The organism is Bacillus sp. 22483 (genome assembly GCF_052044605.1).
In the GTDB taxonomy this organism is placed as follows: domain Bacteria; phylum Bacillota; class Bacilli; order Bacillales; family Bacillaceae; genus Bacillus; species Bacillus altitudinis.
The window spans coordinates 156025-175426 of record NZ_JBQENU010000003.1; the positions used below are offsets into that span (position 1 = coordinate 156025).

At 41.1% G+C, this 19402-nt stretch carries 22 protein-coding genes; 21 read left to right on the plus strand and 1 reads right to left on the minus strand.

The features are described 5' to 3' along the window. The first annotated feature begins 128 nt into the window (after nt 1-128). From trpE to ypjB, 17 genes are all read left to right on the plus strand, one after another. A complete protein-coding gene (gene trpE, locus ACTJJQ_RS06195; protein ID WP_193803699.1) occupies nt 129-1676 on the plus strand; it encodes an anthranilate synthase component I in 1548 nt (515 codons plus the stop codon). Next, nucleotides 1648-2670, plus strand: a complete 1023-nt coding sequence (trpD, locus tag ACTJJQ_RS06200) for an anthranilate phosphoribosyltransferase (RefSeq protein WP_342494793.1) — start codon at nt 1648-1650, stop codon at nt 2668-2670. The genes trpE and trpD overlap by 29 nt, the downstream gene beginning before the upstream one ends. After that, a complete protein-coding gene (gene trpC, locus ACTJJQ_RS06205) occupies nt 2663-3415 on the plus strand; it encodes an indole-3-glycerol phosphate synthase TrpC (RefSeq protein WP_024718509.1) in 753 nt (250 codons plus the stop codon). The genes trpD and trpC overlap by 8 nt, the downstream gene beginning before the upstream one ends. Continuing rightward, on the plus strand, nt 3412-4080 hold the full coding sequence (locus tag ACTJJQ_RS06210; RefSeq protein ID WP_251185249.1) for a phosphoribosylanthranilate isomerase: 669 nt from the start codon (nt 3412-3414) through the stop codon (nt 4078-4080). Before trpC ends, ACTJJQ_RS06210 begins: the two co-directional genes overlap by 4 nt. Next, nucleotides 4061-5260, plus strand: a complete 1200-nt coding sequence (gene trpB, locus ACTJJQ_RS06215; protein WP_007500937.1) for a tryptophan synthase subunit beta — start codon at nt 4061-4063, stop codon at nt 5258-5260. The genes ACTJJQ_RS06210 and trpB overlap by 20 nt, the downstream gene beginning before the upstream one ends. Beyond that, nucleotides 5257-6060, plus strand: coding sequence for a tryptophan synthase subunit alpha (gene trpA, locus ACTJJQ_RS06220; RefSeq protein ID WP_440600026.1), 804 nt, complete (start codon nt 5257-5259; stop codon nt 6058-6060). Before trpB ends, trpA begins: the two co-directional genes overlap by 4 nt. Before the next feature lie 11 nt (nt 6061-6071). Continuing rightward, nucleotides 6072-7169, plus strand: a complete 1098-nt coding sequence (hisC, locus tag ACTJJQ_RS06225; protein WP_440600027.1) for a histidinol-phosphate transaminase — start codon at nt 6072-6074, stop codon at nt 7167-7169. Between the two features lie 117 nt (nt 7170-7286). Continuing rightward, nucleotides 7287-8402: a prephenate dehydrogenase gene (locus ACTJJQ_RS06230; protein WP_045034315.1), complete on the plus strand. Its 1116-nt coding sequence runs from the start codon at nt 7287-7289 to the stop codon at nt 8400-8402. Between the two features lie 10 nt (nt 8403-8412). Continuing rightward, on the plus strand, nt 8413-9699 hold the full coding sequence (gene aroA / locus ACTJJQ_RS06235) for a 3-phosphoshikimate 1-carboxyvinyltransferase (protein ID WP_440600028.1): 1287 nt from the start codon (nt 8413-8415) through the stop codon (nt 9697-9699). 289 nt (nt 9700-9988) lie between these two features. Continuing rightward, nucleotides 9989-11260 (plus strand): tetratricopeptide repeat protein, encoded by a 1272-nt coding sequence (locus ACTJJQ_RS06240; RefSeq protein WP_242730605.1) that lies wholly within the window; start codon nt 9989-9991, stop codon nt 11258-11260. A 75-nt stretch (nt 11261-11335) separates the two neighbouring features. Then, nucleotides 11336-11875 (plus strand): ReoY family proteolytic degradation factor, encoded by a 540-nt coding sequence (locus ACTJJQ_RS06245; RefSeq protein WP_008344562.1) that lies wholly within the window; start codon nt 11336-11338, stop codon nt 11873-11875. A gap of 61 nt (nt 11876-11936) precedes the next feature. Beyond that, nucleotides 11937-12383, plus strand: coding sequence for a YpiF family protein (locus tag ACTJJQ_RS06250; RefSeq protein ID WP_073414792.1), 447 nt, complete (start codon nt 11937-11939; stop codon nt 12381-12383). A 144-nt stretch (nt 12384-12527) separates the two neighbouring features. Continuing rightward, nucleotides 12528-13034, plus strand: coding sequence for a ubiquinol-cytochrome c reductase iron-sulfur subunit (locus tag ACTJJQ_RS06255; RefSeq protein WP_007500911.1), 507 nt, complete (start codon nt 12528-12530; stop codon nt 13032-13034). Between the two features lie 2 nt (nt 13035-13036). Next, a complete protein-coding gene (qcrB, locus tag ACTJJQ_RS06260; RefSeq protein WP_003215804.1) occupies nt 13037-13711 on the plus strand; it encodes a menaquinol-cytochrome c reductase cytochrome b subunit in 675 nt (224 codons plus the stop codon). A 41-nt stretch (nt 13712-13752) separates the two neighbouring features. Next, a complete protein-coding gene (locus ACTJJQ_RS06265; protein WP_008344567.1) occupies nt 13753-14520 on the plus strand; it encodes a menaquinol-cytochrome c reductase cytochrome b/c subunit in 768 nt (255 codons plus the stop codon). A 102-nt stretch (nt 14521-14622) separates the two neighbouring features. Beyond that, the gene (locus tag ACTJJQ_RS06270) at nt 14623-15216 is read left to right on the plus strand and encodes a DUF1405 domain-containing protein (protein ID WP_144740030.1); all 594 of its coding nucleotides are present in this window, start codon (nt 14623-14625) and stop codon (nt 15214-15216) included. Nucleotides 15217-15281: 65 nt separating this feature from the next. Further along, on the plus strand, nt 15282-16088 hold the full coding sequence (gene ypjB, locus ACTJJQ_RS06275; RefSeq protein ID WP_440600029.1) for a sporulation protein YpjB: 807 nt from the start codon (nt 15282-15284) through the stop codon (nt 16086-16088). Nucleotides 16089-16118: 30 nt separating this feature from the next. Here the strand turns inward: ypjB and ACTJJQ_RS06280 are convergent, their stop codons facing one another. Next, on the minus strand, nt 16119-16991 hold the full coding sequence (locus tag ACTJJQ_RS06280) for a YitT family protein (protein WP_003215598.1): 873 nt from the start codon (nt 16989-16991) through the stop codon (nt 16119-16121). Between the two features lie 137 nt (nt 16992-17128). On the opposite strand from ACTJJQ_RS06280, the gene ACTJJQ_RS06285 reads away from it, so the two are divergent. The 4 genes from ACTJJQ_RS06285 to bshB1 are packed head-to-tail and all read left to right on the plus strand — an operon-like array spanning nt 17129 to nt 19401. After that, nucleotides 17129-17464 carry a nucleotide pyrophosphohydrolase gene (locus ACTJJQ_RS06285; RefSeq protein ID WP_039165700.1) on the plus strand — a complete coding sequence of 112 codons (336 nt, stop codon included), beginning with the start codon at nt 17129-17131 and terminating at the stop codon, nt 17462-17464. Between the two features lie 5 nt (nt 17465-17469). Further along, the gene (dapB, locus tag ACTJJQ_RS06290) at nt 17470-18273 is read left to right on the plus strand and encodes a 4-hydroxy-tetrahydrodipicolinate reductase (RefSeq protein WP_017359745.1); all 804 of its coding nucleotides are present in this window, start codon (nt 17470-17472) and stop codon (nt 18271-18273) included. 17 nt (nt 18274-18290) lie between these two features. Continuing rightward, on the plus strand, nt 18291-18710 hold the full coding sequence (gene mgsA, locus ACTJJQ_RS06295) for a methylglyoxal synthase (RefSeq protein ID WP_035702930.1): 420 nt from the start codon (nt 18291-18293) through the stop codon (nt 18708-18710). Beyond that, complete coding sequence (gene bshB1, locus ACTJJQ_RS06300; RefSeq protein WP_024718519.1) at nt 18697-19401, plus strand: bacillithiol biosynthesis deacetylase BshB1; 705 nt, start codon at nt 18697-18699, stop codon at nt 19399-19401. The genes mgsA and bshB1 overlap by 14 nt, the downstream gene beginning before the upstream one ends. Nucleotide 19402: the final 1 nt, after the last annotated feature.

Sequence of the window (19402 nt, forward strand, 5' to 3'; positions counted from 1 at the left end):
AGATACGATACTTCTATTTAATCATACTGCCTAAAAGAGCGAAGCCTCTTTTAGGCTTATTTCGTATACTCAAACAAATCCTCAAGATGTCCCCTCATTCTCCTTAATTCCATTTAAGGAGTGTGCTTATGAAATCCCAATCAAACCTTACCCAATTTTTAAGAGACAGTCAGTTTTACAAAACCATCCCGATTGTTGAAACCATTACAGTTGATACGCTCTCACCCATTCAAATTGTTGAGAAACTGAAACAGGATATTGTGTATTTGCTAGAAAGCAAAGACGAATCTTCTAGCTGGTCGAGATATTCCTTTATCGGATTACATCCTTTTTTAACATTACATGACGAGCAAGACCATTATATTGCTCGTGACGCTGCGGGAAAGACAGTGATGCAAAAAGCGGAGCTGAAAGAGTTGCTTGACTGGATGAAAGAGCAATATCAAATCAAGACACCTGAAATTGATATTCCATTTACTGGCGGAGCCGTAGGGTACTTAAGTTACGACCTCATTCCAAACATTGAGCCGTCTGTCAAGCCGCATCCGAATGCATCAACAACAGATAATTGCACATTATTTGTTTGCCAAACAATGATCGCATTTGATCACGAAACAAACCAAGTTCATTTTATTCAGTACACGCAGCTGAACGGTCATGAAACAGAGGAAGAAAAAATTCTGGTTTATCGAGAAAATCAAAAGCAGCTTGAACTGATGATACAGCAGCTTCATACAAAAATTGATATGAAAGAACTGATTATCTCAGGGAATATGAATGAACCCCCTTCGTTTGAACAGGTGACGTCTACCTATGAAAAAGCAAAATTTTTAAAGGATGTCGAAAAAATCAAGGAGTATATTCGAGCGGGTGATATCTTTCAGGGTGTGCTTTCTCAGCGTTTTGACATTCCAGTGACAGTGAGCTCATTTGAATTATATCGTGTGCTTCGGATCGTCAATCCATCACCGTATATGTATTTTATGAAATTAAAAGATCGAGACTTAGTCGGAAGCTCGCCAGAACGATTAATCCATGCGAAAAACGGACACTTAGAAATCCATCCAATTGCTGGTACAAGAAAACGAGGAATGACAAAAGAAGAAGATGATGCACTAGCAAGAGAGTTGCTCGATGATGAAAAAGAAAAAGCAGAACATTACATGCTGGTGGATCTGGCTCGAAATGATGTGGGACGTGTGGCAGAATACGGCAGTGTGTCTGTCCCAACTTTTACAAAAGTCGTGAACTTTTCGCACGTCATGCACATTATTTCTATTGTGACAGGGAAGCTGAAGCAGGATACACATCCAGTAGACGCACTTATGTCCGCTTTTCCAGCAGGCACATTGACAGGCGCCCCAAAAATTAGGGCGATGCAATTATTAAACGAAATGGAGCCTGAGCCAAGAGAGACGTATGGCGGCTGTATTGCCTATATTGGTTTCGACGGCAATATCGATTCCTGTATTACCATTCGCACAATGAGCGTCAAACATCAGACTGCTTCTATACAAGCAGGTGCCGGCATTGTCGCTGATTCCGTTCCAGAAAACGAATGGGAAGAGACATGTAATAAGGCAGGAGCACTTCTAAAAGCCATTCAGCTTGCTGAACATATTTTCTCAGAAAAGGAGAGTGTACCAAATGAATCAACGACTATCAGCTCTTGTTAAGGGAGGAAAACTATCAGAAGGAGAAGCGAATGGCCTGATGCATGATATGATGAGCGGCTCGTTAACAGATGCTGAAGTCGCTGCTAGTCTATCTATTTTAGCGCATCGAGGAGAAACCGCCGAAGAAATGACAGGCTTTGTGAAAGCCATGAGGCAGCATGCAGCACCAGTAGAAAGGTCACTTGATGTTGTTGATACGTGCGGGACAGGAGGCGACGGTTTATCAACATTTAATATATCAACAGCCGCTGCCATCGTTGCTTCGGCTGCTGGGGCGAAAATCGCCAAGCACGGAAATCGTTCCGTCTCCTCTAAAAGCGGGAGTGCTGACGTGCTAGAATGTCTTGGTATTCAAATTCAATCCACACCTGAAGAAACAAGACGGCAAATACAGCAGAAAAACATGGGCTTTTTATTTGCACCGCTCTATCATTCTTCTATGAAACAAGTAGCCGCCGTACGCAAGCAGCTCGGATTTCGGACGGTATTTAACTTATTAGGACCGCTTTGCCACCCGATGCAGGCCAAAAAGCAAATCATCGGTGTGTATGCAAAGGAAAAGGCAAAGCTCATGGCGAAAGCTCTTGCTCCTTTAGAGCCAGAACATGTCCTGTTTGTTTGCGGAGATGATGGGCTGGATGAATTAACCATTACAGCAAATTCATACATCATTGAACTCAAAAAAGGTGTCATGACAGAATATACGTTAAACCCAGAAGACTTCGGACTTGAAAAAGGGCATTTATCAGACATTCAGGTTCAATCACCAGAAGAAAGTGCCAAATTAATTCAGAATATATTGAATTATCAAGCGGGTGGAGCACCGCTTCATATTACAGCGCTTAATGCTGGGGCCGCATTATATGTGGCAGGAAAAGCAGAGAGTCTGATGGCAGGCACAATGAAAGCATTAGAAACGATCAAAAACGGATCAGCTAAAGAACAATTAGCCCGTCTAAAACAAAAAACGAAAGAGGAAGAGATCTATGCTTAATCAAATTATCGCCCGTAAAAAAGAACATGTGCAAACCTTGCAATTACCTGAGGAAGGACATTATGAAAGACAATCATTTAAAGAAGCCCTTATGAATCCTCACCGCTCGATCGGACTGATTGCTGAGGTGAAAAAAGCGTCTCCTTCCAAAGGCATCATTCAGCCTCATTTTGATCCTTTACAGACAGCAAAAGCATACGAAGCATCAAATGCAGATTGTTTATCTGTCTTAACGGATGAACCGTTTTTCCAAGGGAAAAACGAATATTTGTCTCTTATTAAAGAACACATCACACGTCCTATTTTAAGAAAAGATTTCATTATTGACTCTATACAAGTAGAAGAATCGAAACGGATAGGGGCAGATGCCATTTTATTAATTGGAGAGGTGCTTGAGCCGCAAAAGCTGTATGAGCTCTATACAGAAGCGAAAGAAAAAGGACTTGATGTCCTCGTTGAAGTACATGCAGCACATACACTAGAAAAGATCTTACACCTATTCACTCCTGAGATCATCGGTGTGAACAACCGGAATCTCAATACGTTTACAACAACTGTTGAACAAACAAAAGAGATCGCGCCACTTGTTCCAAAAGACGTATTACTAGTAAGTGAAAGCGGGATAAAGACATTTGATGATCTGACCTTTGTGAAACAGCACGGAGCAAACGCCGTTCTTGTTGGTGAATCTTTAATGAGGGAACAATCACAGGAGAAAGCCGTTCAGGCATTGTTCGGAGAATGAAGAAAAGTAAGCCTTACTTAAAATATTGCGGGGCTGTCTCACAAGAGGATGTCGCATGCATCTCGCAATCTCAAGCGGATGCCATCGGTTTTATTTTTGCGCCGAGTAAAAGACGAGTTGATCCAGATCAAGTGAAACACTGGCTGTCAAAAGTAAAATGCAAAAAAGAGATAGTGGGGGTATTTGTGAATGAAAAAACACCAAAAGTGTGCGAGATCACAAACAACCTCCCCTTAGATATTGTGCAGCTTCATGGCGATGAGACGCCAGAAGATGCAAGCGACATCAAACAACAAACGAAGGCGCTCGTTTGGAAAGTGTTCCATCACGAGCCCGATGTAAACAACACACTTGAACATATGACGGCATTTGCTCCAAGTGTCGACGGTTTTCTCATTGATGCGAAAGTAAAAGGAATGAGAGGCGGTTCTGGAACAGCTTTTGCATGGGAGGCGGTGCCTTCATATGTTCAGCATGCAAAACAACTGGGAAAAACTTGCGCCATTGCTGGCGGGATCACGCCAGACACCATAATAGATCTGCTTGCTTTTGGTCCAGACGCCATAGACCTTTCAAGCGGTATAGAAGAAAACGGGAAGAAAAGCAGTACAAAGATGAAAGTGCTCGAAGAAAGGATGTTGAACCATGTACGCATATCCAAATGAGATTGGCAGATACGGAGAATTTGGAGGGAAATTCGTTCCTGAAACGCTTATGCAGCCACTAGAAGAGATCGAACAAGCTTTTCGTGAATTAAAAGAAGACCCTGCTTTTCAAAAGGAATATATATCGCTTTTGAAAAACTATTCAGGCAGACCAACTGCACTCACATACGCTGATCAATTATCGGCATATCTCGGTGGTGCTAAAATCTATTTAAAAAGAGAAGATTTAAACCATACAGGCGCTCATAAAATTAACAATGCGCTTGGGCAGGCACTGCTAGCAAAAAAAATGGGAAAATCAAATATCATCGCCGAAACAGGAGCAGGTCAGCACGGTGTAGCTGCTGCAACAGTGGCCGCAAAATTCGGTTTATCCTGCACTGTATTTATGGGAAAAGAAGATGTGGAAAGACAATCACTCAATGTGTTCCGAATGAAACTGCTCGGCGCTGAAGTCATACCTGTCACAAGCGGGAACGGAACATTAAAGGATGCAACCAATGAAGCCATCCGCTATTGGGTCCAGCATTGCAGTGACCACTTTTATATGATCGGCTCAGTCGTTGGACCTCATCCGTATCCTCAAATCGTCAGTGAATTTCAGCGGATGATCGGAGATGAGGCAAAAGCGCAGATACTTGAAAAGGAAGGGCAGCTTCCTCATAAAGTCGTTGCCTGTGTTGGCGGCGGGAGCAATGCGATAGGGATGTACCGGGCGTTCTTAGATGAAGAAGTCGATATCATTGGTGTAGAAGCTGCTGGGAAAGGAATCGACACTCCGCTTCATGCAGCGACCATCACGAAAGGGACAAAAGGTGTCATACATGGATCTTTGACATACTTGATTCAAGACGAATTTGGTCAAATTATTGAGCCTTATTCGATTTCAGCTGGATTAGACTATCCGGGGATCGGTCCAGAGCATGCGTATTTGCATGCGAGCGGCCGGGTTCAATATGTGAGTGCGACAGATCAAGAAGCACTAGATGCGTTAAAGCTGCTCACAGAAAAAGAAGGAATCCTGCCAGCGATCGAATCTGCACATGCTTTAGCAAAAGCGTTTGAAATGAGCCAGAACATGAGTGAAGACGACATTGTTCTTGTCTGCTTGTCAGGCAGAGGAGATAAGGACGTGCATACATTAATGAATGTGCTTGAAAGTGAGGGTGAAACAAAATGATCACATTTCAATTAGAGCAAGGTCAGAAATTATTTATTCCATTTATTACAGCGGGTGATCCATCAGAAGAGATCACCATTGATTTAGCCCTCGCGCTTCAAGTAGCAGGGGCACATGCGATTGAACTAGGTGTTCCGTATTCCGATCCGTTAGCGGACGGCCCCGTCATTCAAAGAGCTTCTAAAAGAGCACTTCATCATGGTATGAATATCGTAAAAGCGATAGAATTAGCAGGAAAGATGAAAAAAAACGGCGTAAAAATTCCTGTAATTCTATTTACGTATTATAATCCTGTGTTACAATTAGACACAGAATACTTTTTCGCTTTACTGCGCAAAAATCATATTTCGGGGCTCTTAACACCCGACTTGCCTTTTGAAGAGAGCAGCGAGCTGAAGAAGAACTGTCAAGCACACGACATTTCATATATATCACTCGTTGCACCAACAAGCAAGGAACGATTAGAAAAAATTGTAGAGCAGGCAGAAGGTTTTGTGTATTGTGTTTCATCTCTTGGCGTCACAGGTGTCAGACAATCTTTCGACGCATCGATTACAGATTTTATTCAACAAGTAAAACAGCTGAGTCATATACCAGTTGCTGTAGGTTTTGGTATTTCAACAAGAGAACAAGTAGACTCAATGAATAAAATGAGTGATGGTGTCGTTGTCGGCAGTGCGCTTGTCAAAAAAATTGAAGAGCTTCAAGAACAATTAGTAGCAAGTGATACACGCCAAGAGGCTTTAAGAGAATTTGAAACATATGCAAAAACATTTAGTCCCCTCTATTCATTCAAATGAGGTGAAACATTTTGCAAATCAAAGATCAATTAAAACAGCTAAAACCGTATCAACCTGGGAAACCAATTGAAGAGGTCAAAAAAGAATATCAATTAGACAAAATTGTGAAATTGGCTTCAAATGAAAACCCTTTTGGATGTTCCACACATGCAAGAGAGGCCATACAAGCTGAACTTGAACATTTAGCGATTTATCCAGACGGATACAGCGCAAGTTTAAGAACGGAACTGGCTGAGTTTCTTCAAGTAAATGAAAAACAATTAATATTCGGGAATGGCTCAGATGAACTTGTGCAAATTATTGCTAGGGCATTCCTTGATCAACATACAAATACGGTGATCCCATCTCCGTCATTCCCGCAATACCGTCACAATGCAGTGATTGAGCATGCAGAGATTAGAGAAGTACCACTTCTAAATGGTGGAGCTCATGATCTAAAGGGAATGCTGGATGCGATGGATGACAACACAAAAGTCGTTTGGGTGTGTAACCCGAACAATCCGACAGGAAATCATTTGTCAGAATCTGAGCTCGTATCGTTTTTAGATCAAGTGCCTGCTCACGTGCTTGTCGTTCTAGATGAAGCATATTTTGAATATGTTCGCGCGGAAGACTTTCCGAACAGTTTATCTCTATTAAAAGCCTATCAAAATGTCATTGTACTGCGCACGTTCTCTAAAGCATATGGACTTGCGGCACTTCGAGTAGGCTATGGGGTTGCCTCAGAGGAGTTGATTACCGCCATTGAACCTGCGAGAGAGCCTTTTAATACAAGTCGTATCGCTCAGGCAGGTGCACGTGCAGCCATTAAAGATCAAGACTTCATTCAATCGTGCAGACAAAAAAATGAAGCAGGTCTCAAACAATATCAAGAATTTGCAGACCGTTTTGGATTATTTATCTATCCATCTCAAACAAACTTTGTGCTGATTGATTTTAAAAGAGACGCAGATGAGCTGTTCAATGCACTTTTGAAAAAGGGCTATATCGTTCGATCTGGTCAAGCTCTCGGATTCCCAACCTCTTTACGTATTACTGTTGGAACAAAGGAGCAAAATGAAGAAATCCTAACTACACTTGCCGATTTATTACAAGGCATTCGTGCGTAGCATAACAATGAAGTCATATCCTGTTTATCGGATATGGCTTTCGTTGTAACTCATCCAATATACATATAAGTTATTGAAACAGCTTGTTTAATTTACGCGAAAAATCAGGTGATGAACATGAATGAAGCAAACGAAACCATATTAATCGCTGGGCTTGGTTTAATTGGTGGTTCTATTGCACTGTCGATTAAAAAAGAATTTCCACATAAAAAAATTGTAGGCTATGATGTCTCTAAAGAACAAATGATTGCTGCAACAAAACTAGGAATCATCGACGCGACTGCCGAGTCCTTGATGGAAGGTTTAAAAGCATCAGCAACGATTATTTTGGCAACGCCAGTACAACAAACCGTCAAAATGTTAAGTGATATTGCAGCATCTGGTATTGAAAGAGAGCTCACGATTACGGATGTAGGGAGCACAAAGCAAAAGGTCGTTCACTTTGCTGAAAAAACATTGCCTGATCATTACCAATTTATTGGCGGGCATCCGATGGCAGGGTCTCATAAGTCAGGTGTCATTGCAGCAAAAGACTTTTTATTTGAAAATGCATTCTACATTTTAACGCCAGCAAAGGTAACAAGTCGTCAAGCTGTTGACCGTTTGAAGGATCTGTTGAAGGGAACCAATGCTCATTTCATTGAAATGACACCCGAAGAACATGATGCTGTGACAAGTGTGATTAGTCACTTTCCACACATCGTCGCTGCCAGTCTTGTGCATCAAGCGCATCATTTTGAAGAAGAATTTCCTCTTGTAAAACGGTTTGCTGCTGGAGGTTTTCGAGATATTACCCGTATTGCATCAAGTAATCCTGCAATGTGGCGCGATATCCTTTTGCACAATAAAAACAAGATTTTAGACCGATTTCATGAATGGAAAAAAGAGATTGACCGCATTGAATCCTTTGTGCAACAAGAAGATGCTGAGGGGTTATTCTCTTATTTCCAAGAGGCCAAGGAATATCGCGACGGCCTGCCTCTGAGGAAAAAAGGAGCGATCCCTGCTTTTTATGATCTTTATGTCGATGTGCCGGATCATCCAGGTGTTATTTCGGAAATTACTGGATATCTAGCAAATGAAAACATCAGTATTACAAATATCCGTATTATTGAAACGCGAGAAGACATTAACGGGATTTTACGCATCAGTTTTCAAACAGATGACGATCGAAAGAGGGCAGAACTCTGTATAAAAAATAGAGCAAATTACGATACATTTTATGCTGATTGAGGTGAGGAACATGAAAATTCATAAAAGTGCTCCTATGAATGGAGAAATTCATATTCCAGGAGATAAATCCATTTCTCATAGATCTGTGATGTTTGGCGCTATTGCTGACGGGACTACAGTAGTAAAAAACTTTCTTCCTGGCGCTGATTGTTTAAGCACGATCGATTGTTTTAGAAAGATGGGTGTCGACATCGAACAAAAAGGTACAGATGTTGTCATTCATGGTAAGGGACTAAAAGGACTTAAAGAGCCGAGTGATATTCTCGATGTCGGTAACTCTGGCACGACCATTCGTTTAATGATGGGGATCTTGGCTGGCTGTGAGTTCCACAGTACGCTGATTGGAGACGAAAGTATTGCCAAAAGACCGATGAAACGGGTAACAGGTCCGTTAAGACAATTAGGAGCCAAGATCGATGGTAGAGCAAATGGCGAGTATACACCGCTTTCTATACGTGGGGGTAATTTAAAAGCTATCTCTTATGAGTCTCCAGTTGCCAGTGCCCAGATTAAGTCGGCTGTCCTTCTAGCTGGACTGCAGGCAGAAGGAACAACGACGTTAACTGAACCGCATAAATCAAGAGACCATACCGAAAGAATGTTATCAATGTTTGGTGTCTCGCTACATGAAGATGCACAAAATGTTTCAATTGAAGGTGGACAAACGTTAAAAGCAACAGATGTATTTGTCCCTGGAGATATTTCTTCAGCTGCATTTTTCTTAGTGGCTGGATCTATCGTTCCAAACAGCCGGATTGTATTGAGAAATGTCGGTTTGAACAAAACGAGAACTGGTATTATAGATGTGCTAAAACAAATGGGTGCAGACCTCGACATTCAAGAAGTGGATGCTAAAGGCGGAGAACCGTACGGTGATTTAACGATCTCTACCTCTTCATTAAAAGGGATCGACATTTCAGGTGAAATGATCTCTAGACTCATCGACGAAATTCCTATTATTGCGCTCCTAGCTACTCAAGCAGAAGGAACAACGATCATTAAAGATGCTGCTGAATTAAAAGTGAAAGAAACCAATCGGATTGATACAGTCGTTTCAGAACTTAAAAAACTAGGTGCTCATATTGAAGCAACAGATGATGGAATGAAGATTTATGGTAAAACGAGCCTTAAAGGCGGCGCAGTCGTCTCAAGCTACGGAGATCATCGAATTGGTATGATGTTAGGAATTGCGGCATGTATAACAGAGCAAGCAATCGAGATTGAAGATACAGATGCAGTACGTGTATCTTACCCAAATTTCTTTGAACACATTGAATACTTAACGCAAACAGTCTGAGGATTTCCTCAGGCTTTTTCTTTCCTTTTGCATATTTGAAAGAACTATAGCATAGCTTGTCTCAAGGTGAAACCTTGAAAAAGAGCATTTTGCTGATTCAAAAACAATTTTTTAGTGTATTCGGTTTACAAATCATCAGTTTAGTAAAGTATTGATTGAAAAAGAGTCTTCAAAACACAAAAATGGCTTCATGTTAAAAGAGCAACATATTTGCTGGATATGCAGCTGTCGATTATGATATGAAGTAACAACAGTTTAGGTTTTTGGAAACAGAAAGGAACGGTTTGATTTGAATAGTTCATTACAAGAAGCCATAAAATTAGTTGAGGCGGGTGAGACTGAAAAGGGACTCCAAACACTTGCTCAAGCAGAGAAGCATCTTCATGATGAAGAAAAAGCGCAGGCAGCTCAGTTATATTATGACTGGGGAGATATTGATAAAGCACGGAATCTCATTAGTGATTTACATGATTTATATCCAGAAGAAACAGGATTAACCTGTTTTTATGCAGAGCTATTAATAGACTCTGATGAAGAAGAGAAGGCAATAGCAGTTCTTGAAACGATTCCTGAAGATGACGATGCGTATCCAGAGAGTTTATTGTTAATGGCAGATTTGTATCAAATGCAAGGACTATTTGAAGTTAGTGAACAAAAGCTTTTAAAAGCGAAAGAGTTACTACCTCATGAAGCCGTCATTGATTTTGCTTTAGGGGAATTGTATTTTTCTCAAGGTCTTTCAAAGAAAGCAGCCGACTATTTCTACAAAGTGGCCGATCAACAAAATGAAATTGGTGGTGTCAATGTATATCAGCGGCTCGCTGAATCATTAAGCACAGCTGGAGATTTTGAAGATGCCCTTGAATGGTATGAAAAGGCTGTAAAGGATCAAGTGGATCCAAATACACTTTTTGGCTACGGATTTACAGCGATGAGGGCTGGCAGAACGAAAACGGCTATTCAGCAGCTCTCTGAACTAAAAGATATTGATCCTTCGTATTCGTCACTTTATATGCCTTTAGCCAAAAGCTATGAGGAAGAAGGACTATATCATGAAGCTTTAGAGATAGTAAAAGAAGGAATTAAAGTGGATGAGTATAACAAAGAGTTATATTTATATGGGGCAAAGATTGATTTGAAAAATGGCCATTCGGAAGATGCGAAAAAATTGCTTCAAGAAGCACTTGCTCTTGATCCAGGATATATTGAAGCGGTTCAAACGCTGCTTGCGATCTATTTAAATGAAGAGCTGTTTGATGAAATTCTGGATGTGATTAAAGAGGTTAAAAGCTTTGGGGAAGAAGATCCAAAATGGAATTGGTATGCTGCTTCTGCTTCTGTCGGACGAGAAGAATACGATGAAGCCGCTGAGTATTTCAAACTTGCTCTGCCTGATTTTGATGAGGAACGTGACTTTTTATATGAATATGCTTCGTTCCTTTTAGAAGAAGGCAGACAAAAAGAAGCCTTGCCGTTATTACGAAAAGTTCTTCAGAAAGATGGCACGAATGAAGAAATTGAAGAAACGATTTTAAGAATTGAAGACGAAATTTCCTTATAGTTTGCAGGAATGAAGAACTGGTTTGTTGAATAATTCATGTATAGCAATTTAATTTACGATAGAGGAGGGAATAACATGCAGACCCCTGTTTCTGTCAATGAAAAGAAGGAATTTATCCGGTGGTTCTTAAACCATTATCAGTTAAAGCGAAGAGAGTGTGTTTGGATATTAAATTATTTAATGAGTCACGACTCTTTGATGGAAAAGGTTCATTTTGTAGAGCAAGCAGAATTTTGCCCAAGGGGAATTATTATGTCAACACACTGTGTGGATGAAGTTCCCTTTAGATTTTATAAAGAAAATATCATGACGACAGATGCAGAAAAATCATTTCATGATATTCGTTTGAATAAACAGCAAGATTTGTTTATTCAATTGAATTTCCGATCTGCATATCGTTCGCCGGAATATGCCGCTGTACTTGAAACAAACCCTCATATTCCTAAAGATCTTTATGAAAATGAAAAAGATAAAGATCTTGCTGAGAAAGTGCTAGAGCATTCTATCGCTACTTTCCAAAAAGAACGGCTGATGAAAGAAATCGATGAAGCGCTTGACCGTCATGATCAAGAAACATTTAATAAGTTAGCAAAAGAATTAAGCCTATTATCATAAACCAAGCCAATAAGCCTTGCCCTATACAGGCAGGGCTTATGTGATGAAAGAGGGGAACTAGATGAAGTTTCAGGCGGAGGACGCGGATCTTTTTTTACAATCTAAAGATTACATTGATACCGCTATCATTCCATTAGTTGGGATAAATGCAAGCCATATCAAACAAACCGTGTCTTTAGGTGAGTTTACAATGCTTGTGGCAGAGGATCTTGAAAGGCAACTGAAAGGCAGAGTGTTTCTTTTTCCTCCACATACATATTTAGAAGTAAATAATCGTAAGCAAGAAGACATACTTGCACTAAAACAATCATTGCAAGAACATTTTCAGCATGTTGTGTTTATCACATCTGATAACAAATGGAAAGAACAGCTAGAAGTGAGCGAATCGGCATTTATATTGCAGTCTGTTCCGCTTGAGCATTTAAAGGTCAATTTAAAGCAAAAAGTCATTCAAGACAGTGTAGAACAAATTTTGAACTTTTTGTTACAAAAATGGAACCCGTCATAAAAACCCTTACATTTGCATTGTACATAGCTTTTTAGGCTGTTGACCTTGTGAATAGATTGATATATTATGAGGGTGTCCTAGTTTTATGAAATTTTTTCTAATTCAGTTATAAAGTAGCTGACGACCTGAGGGGGGGAGAAAAAAATGAGCGAGAAGAGACATGGAGTGTCCAGGCGTCAATTTTTGAATTACACGTTGACCGGCGTGGGGGGATTTATGGCCGCTGGAATGCTCATGCCTATGGTTCGCTTTGCGCTTGACCCTGTGCTAAAAGGAACAGAGGATCAGGATATGGTTCAAGTTGTCAGTGTAGATGAACTGACAAAAGAACCGAAGCGCTTTGACTTTAAAATTGATCAAGTAGATGCATGGTATGAGTCAAAGGAATCTAGGTCTGCATGGGTGTACAAAGAAGGGGATGAAATTGTCGCTTTATCGCCAATCTGTAAACATTTGGGATGTACAGTGAACTGGAACAGTGATCCGAAAAATCCAAACAAATTTTTCTGCCCATGCCATTATGGGCTGTACGACAAGGATGGTACAAACGTACCCGGAACTCCACCGCTTGCACCGCTTGATCATTATAAGCAGCAAGTGAAGGACGGATACCTCTATCTTGGAAAAGCTGTGCCGAAAGGGGAAGGGTAACGATGCTTAACAAGATTTACGATTGGGTAGATGAGCGGCTGGACATCACACCGATATGGAGAGACATTGCGGATCATGAAGTGCCTGAGCACGTCAATCCAGCACATCATTTCTCTGCTTTTGTGTATTGTTTTGGCGGTTTAACGTTTTTTGTGACGGTCATTCAAGTCCTTTCGGGCATGTTTTTAACGATGTATTATGTACCGGATATTAAAAACGCATGGGAATCTGTCTATTATTTGCAAAATGAAGTGGCATTTGGACAGATTGTAAGAGGGATGCACCACTGGGGTGCGAGTCTAGTCATTGTTATGATGTTTTTACATACGCTGAGGGTCTTTTTCCAAGGGGCGTATAAAAAGCCTAGAGAGCTAAACTGGATTGTCGGTGTGCTCATTTTCTTTGTGATGCTTGGACTTGGTTTTACAGGGTATCTTTTACCGTGGGATATGAAGGCGCTATTTGCGACGAAGGTTGGTCTTCAAATTGCAGAGGCGACACCTTTCATTGGGAAAGAGATTAAAACGCTGCTTGCAGGTCATCCTGACATTGTAGGTGCACAAACGCTGACGAGATTTTTCGCTATCCATGTCTTTTTCTTGCCAGCGGCATTATTTGGGCTGATGGCTGCCCACTTTATTATGATTCGTAAGCAAGGAATTTCTGGACCGCTGTAAAATTTTGCGTTTGATGAATGTTCAATGAGGAGGGGATGACTTTGCATAGGGGAAAAGGGATGAAGTTTGTCGGAGATTCCAGAATACCGGCAGAAAGAAAACCTAACATACCTAAAGACTATTCCGAATATCCGGGAAAAACCGAAGCCTTTTGGCCGAACTTTCTTTTAAAGGAATGGCTTGTAGGTGCTGTTTTTTTAATTGGATTTCTTGTCCTAACTGTTGTTCATGCACCTCCGCTTGAGCGGATGGCTGATCCGACAGATACGGGCTATATTCCGCTGCCAGACTGGTATTTCTTATTTTTATACCAGTTGTTAAAATATGAGTTTGCTGCAGGAAGCTATACGGTAGTTGGCGCAATGATTATGCCTGGAATTGCGTTTGGTGCTCTTTTACTCGCACCATTTCTTGATTCTGGTCCTGAACGCAGGCCATATCGAAGACCAATTGCAGTTGGAATGATGATTCTTGCAGTTGGTGCAGCAACCTATTTAACATGGGAGTCTGTTGCTACTCATGACTGGGAAGCAGCAGCGAAGCAAGGTGAAATCAAGAAAGAAGCAGAGATTGATACCTCAGCTGAAGAGTATAAAATCTATCAAGAGCAGACATGTATCTCCTGTCACGGAGATAATATGCAAGGCGGGGCAGCTGGACCGTCACTTGTTGACAATGGCTTAGCACCAGAGGAAATTGCGAAAATCGCTGTAGAAGGAAAAGGCAACATGCCTAAGGGCATCTTTAAAGGCAGCGATGAAGAACTTGAAAAGCTCTCGAAATATTTATCTGAGGTCAAATCTAAATAATTCAGTTGTTTAAATGCAAGTACAAGGATATACTCAAAAGGAGAAAAAAGCTGGCGCTGTCAGCTTTTTTCTGATTTTAACAGATCGTGAGTGAAGAGAAATATGAGATGGATTCAATATTTGCTAGCCACACGCTACATGCTTGTGCTTGTGCTCATTGTCAACTTTCTTGGTACTGTGTACGGCTACTACTGGTATATTCCGCAGCTCGTTGAGACGCCGGCTGTCTTTTTACCTTTTGTACCGGACAGTCCGACGGCAAGCTTTTTCTTTTTATTTGTATTACTAGCCTTTCTAATGAAACGCCATGCTCCTTATTTTGAAGCACTGGCCCTTGTCACCTTGATCAAATATGGATTATGGGCTGTAGGGATGAATCTTTTCGTGCTCGTTTCTGTTGATGATTTTCCGTGGGAAGGATATATGCTAATTGGTTCGCACTTTGCTATGGCGGTACAGGCTGTGTTATTTGCGCCGTACTATCGTTTTCACATGCGTCATTTGGTTGTAGCAGGTATATGGATTTTACATAATGATGTGATTGATTATGTATTTGGAATGATGCCGCGTTATTCTATGCTTTCTGCCTATTCAAATGAGATCGGCTACGTGACATTTTGGTTAAGTATTGCCGTTCTTCTTGTTTCGTATTATCTTGTCATCTCGAAAAAATCGGTCAAGCTTGAACTCCCTTAACAATGTTGGTCTAACCTTGTCCTTTTCTTCATACGCTGTATGGAGAAAGGCTAGGAGGGACTTGCATGAAACGAAAGTCAATCGCGATGATTCTATTATTATTTCTCGTCTTGCATCCAGCTGCTGCAAAAGGTGAGGAAACAACAGCTGCTAAAGCGCTGCAAGAATTAACGGAACTATCAGATTCAATCTTTCAATTAACGAGACAAGCTAAATATGATGAGGCATTACAAGTTGCATTGTATGCTGAAAAGACATTTAAAGCTGAGAATTGGCGTGGAACTCTGACGAATACGCAGGTTCGGCAAATTACACTTGGCTATCAAGATATCATTAAAGGACTCCCGCAGGAAGACTTAAATGAGCGCGAAAAACTTCGGTATGCCTCTCAGTTTAGAATGCTTCTCGATGCGATACAATCAAATTCAGAACCTCTTTGGGGATCTCTCGAGAAGCCGATTATGGGGTCTTTTCCGACATTAAAGAAAGAAGTAAAAGATCCAGAATCGACGACGTTCTATGAAACTTGGAATGAGCTGGTTTCATTGTATGATATGATTTATCCGAGTTTAACCATTGATATCTCGCCTGAAAAGCTGCAAACGATTAAGCAGCACATGGAAGTAATTGAACAAGGTGAATTTTTAAAAGCATCTAGTGGGACAAAGCTTGAGCGTCTCACGAAACTCGAAGAAGATTTATTAAGTGTGTTTGCGAACGTTGATCAAGATGAAGCGGATCCATCGCTTTTATGGGTCATTTTAACAACAGGAAGTATGATTTTACTCACTTTAACGTATGTTGGGTTTAGGAAATACCGTGCTGAAAAAGAAAAAAAGCAAAAGAGACAAGCCGATTATCCAAAGTCATAAAAAAAGAAGCACCGTTATCGGGCTTCTTTTTTAGTGGGGATTGAGCGGCTTTTTATGTTCATCTAATGTGAAGCCTTCACCAAGTACGTCATGCACGTCACTCACTGATACAAAGGCATGAGGATCGACGGAAGTTACGACGCTCTTGAGGTGGACAAGCTCATTTTTTGGAACGACGCAGTAAAGGACGTTGCGTTCCTGTTTCGTATAGGAGCCGACACCCTTTAAAATGGTCACTCCGCGCTCCATTTCCTCTGTGATTTTCTTTTGAATGATGTCATCCTTTTCAGAAATAATCATCGCTCCTTTGGCAGCGTAAGCGCCTTCTTGCATGAAGTCGATGACTTTTGCAGCAACAAATACGGCAACAAGTGTATACATGGCTTCTTTGTAATTTAAATAGGTGAGAGAGATGGTAATGACGCACGCATCGAAGATAAACATCGTTCTTCCCATTGCGACTTGATAATGTTTGTTGATCAGTCTTGCAATAATGTCCACGCCGCCTGTTGTCCCGCCGAATTTAAAGATGATTCCGAGGCCTGTTCCGATAAACACACCTGCAAAGAGTGCGGCTAAGGCTAAATCGTGCTGAAGAGGCATATGTATTTGAAAGCGCTGGAAGATGGCTAGAAAGACAGAAAGACTGACGGTTCCGACAATTGTATATGTAAACATGGTTCTGCCAAGCATTTTCCAGCCGATAAAAAAGATCGGAATGTTTAACACAAGGTTTGAAATAGATGGGTCAATGTGAAATAGAAAATATAAAAGCAGTGTGATACCTGTAAATCCGCCTTCCGCCAAGTTGTTCTGCATATTAAAATGAACAAGGCCGAAAGAAAAAATCGCAGATCCTATTAAAATAAATACGATATTTTTAAGACGAATTTCTTTTAGCAAAAGATCACTCCTTTTTTTGCTTAGACAGCGATAATATTATATGGTATGGAAGAGAAACAAGCAAACTGAGTTTTAAACATTTGTCAAATATTTATGATTTCGCTAACATGTAAGAGATGGATAGGAGGATGAGCTTCATGACGAATGAAAAAACGCTGCGTCACGTGCAGCAAGAAGTCGATGATTACATAGGACAATTTAAAGAAGGCTATTTCAGCCCGCTTGCCATGATGGCCCGTCTGACAGAAGAATTAGGTGAGCTGGCAAGAGAGGTCAACCATTACTATGGAGAAAAGCCGAAAAAAACATCAGAAACAGAAAAAAGCATGGAAGAAGAAATTGGCGATGTGCTGTTTGTGTTAACATGCCTTGCCAATTCACTCAATATATCACTTGAAGAAGCCCATGATCGTGTGATGCATAAATTCAATACAAGAGACAAAGACCGCTGGACGAAAAAAGAAGGGAAGTAGAGAAGATGACGAATCAAACCATCAAAGTAGTAATCGCTGGAGCAAGAGGAAGAATGGGGATAGAGGCTGTCAAGCTGGCAGAAGAAACAAGCCACTTCGAACTAGTAGCAGCACTTGATCACACACATGAGGGGAAAAAGCTATCAGATGTGCTTCATACAACATCTGATGCGCCCATTTATACGGATATTGACGTGTGTCTTTCAGAAACAGCACCGGATGTATTAATTGATTTGACGACCCCAGAAATCGGGAAAGTACATACAAAAAAAGCCCTTGAACATGGCGTACGTCCAGTCGTAGGCACAACAGGTTTTTCAGAAGACGACCTAAAAGAACTTCAGCAATTAACAGAAGAAAAAGGGATAGGCTGTATTATTGCGCCTAACTTTGCTGTTGGTGCTGTTTTAATGATGAAGTTTGCCAAAATGGCAGCGAATTATTTTCCTGATGTTGAAATCATTGAGCTTCATCATGATAAAAAATTGGACGCTCCGAGCGGTACAGGACTAAAAACGGCTGAAATGATTGCTGAAGTAAGAGAAAGCAAAAAGCAGGGGCACCCTGAAGAAAAAGAACTAATCGAAGGTGCTCGAGGAGCAGATTATGATGGCATCCGTCTTCACAGCGTAAGGCTTCCAGGCATGATTGCTCATCAAGAAGTGCTGTTTGGAATGGACGGACAGACGCTCACGATCCGTCATGATTCTTATAACCGTGCATCCTTTATGTCAGGTGTGAAGCTTTCTGTTGAACAGGTGATGCATATTGATCAACTCGTCTATGGCTTAGAAAATATTATCGACTAATAAGGAGTGGATCCCTGATGAACATTGCTTTAATCGCTCACGATAAGAAAAAAAGTGACATGATTCAATTCGCCATTGCGTATCGAGATCTTTTGGCAGATCATACACTTTATGCAACAGGAACAACAGGTTTAAGAGTGAAAGAAGCGACTGGGCTGCCCATTCATCGTTTCCAATCAGGACCACTTGGAGGAGATCAGCAGATCGGTGCTATGATTGCTGATAATGCAATGGATCTTGTGCTCTTTTTTAGAGACCCTCTCACTGCACAGCCGCATGAACCGGATGTATCTGCACTCATCCGGCTTTGCGATGTGTATGCCATCCCATTAGCAACCAATATGGGGACTGCCGAAATTTTAGTCAGGAATTTAAATAAAGGTACGTTTGATTTTCGAGATGTAGCAAAAAACGGAGGAACGCATGAAACCACTTGATATCCTTGCATTCGGTGCCCATAGCGATGATGTAGAGATCGGTATGGGTGGAACGATTGCAAAATACGTAAAAAAAGGGGCACGTGTTGGGATTTGTGACTTGACTCAGGCTGAATTATCTTCAAATGGAACGGTTGAAAGCCGAAAAGAAGAGGCCAGAGCAGCCGCTGCCATTTTAGGCGTCACGACTCGAATCCAGCTCACGCTGCCAGATAGAGGACTTTATCTGAATGACGAAGCGATGAAAGAAATTGCAGGTGTCATCCGAACATACAAACCGAGACTTATTTTTGCCCCGCACCACCAAGATCGACATCCTGATCATGGTCATGCGGGTTCACTTGTAGAAGAGGCCGCTTTTTCTGCAGGTATACATAAATTTGAAGATTCATACAAGCAGCCAGCGCATAAAATAAGCCAGATGTATTATTACATGATTAATGGCCACCATCGTCCAGATTTTGTGATCGATATTTCAGACGAGATGAAGCAAAAAATTGATAGCTTACATGCGTATAAAAGCCAATTTGTCAAAACAGAGAGTTCAGTGGAGACACCGCTTGTAAATGGTTATATCGATTTTGTCAAAATGAGAGAGTCGATGTATGGAAGGGAAGTCAATAAACCTTTTGCAGAAGGGTTTCTGACAAAGAAGCCACTTTTGATGGACGATGACTTACTTGGGGGGTAAT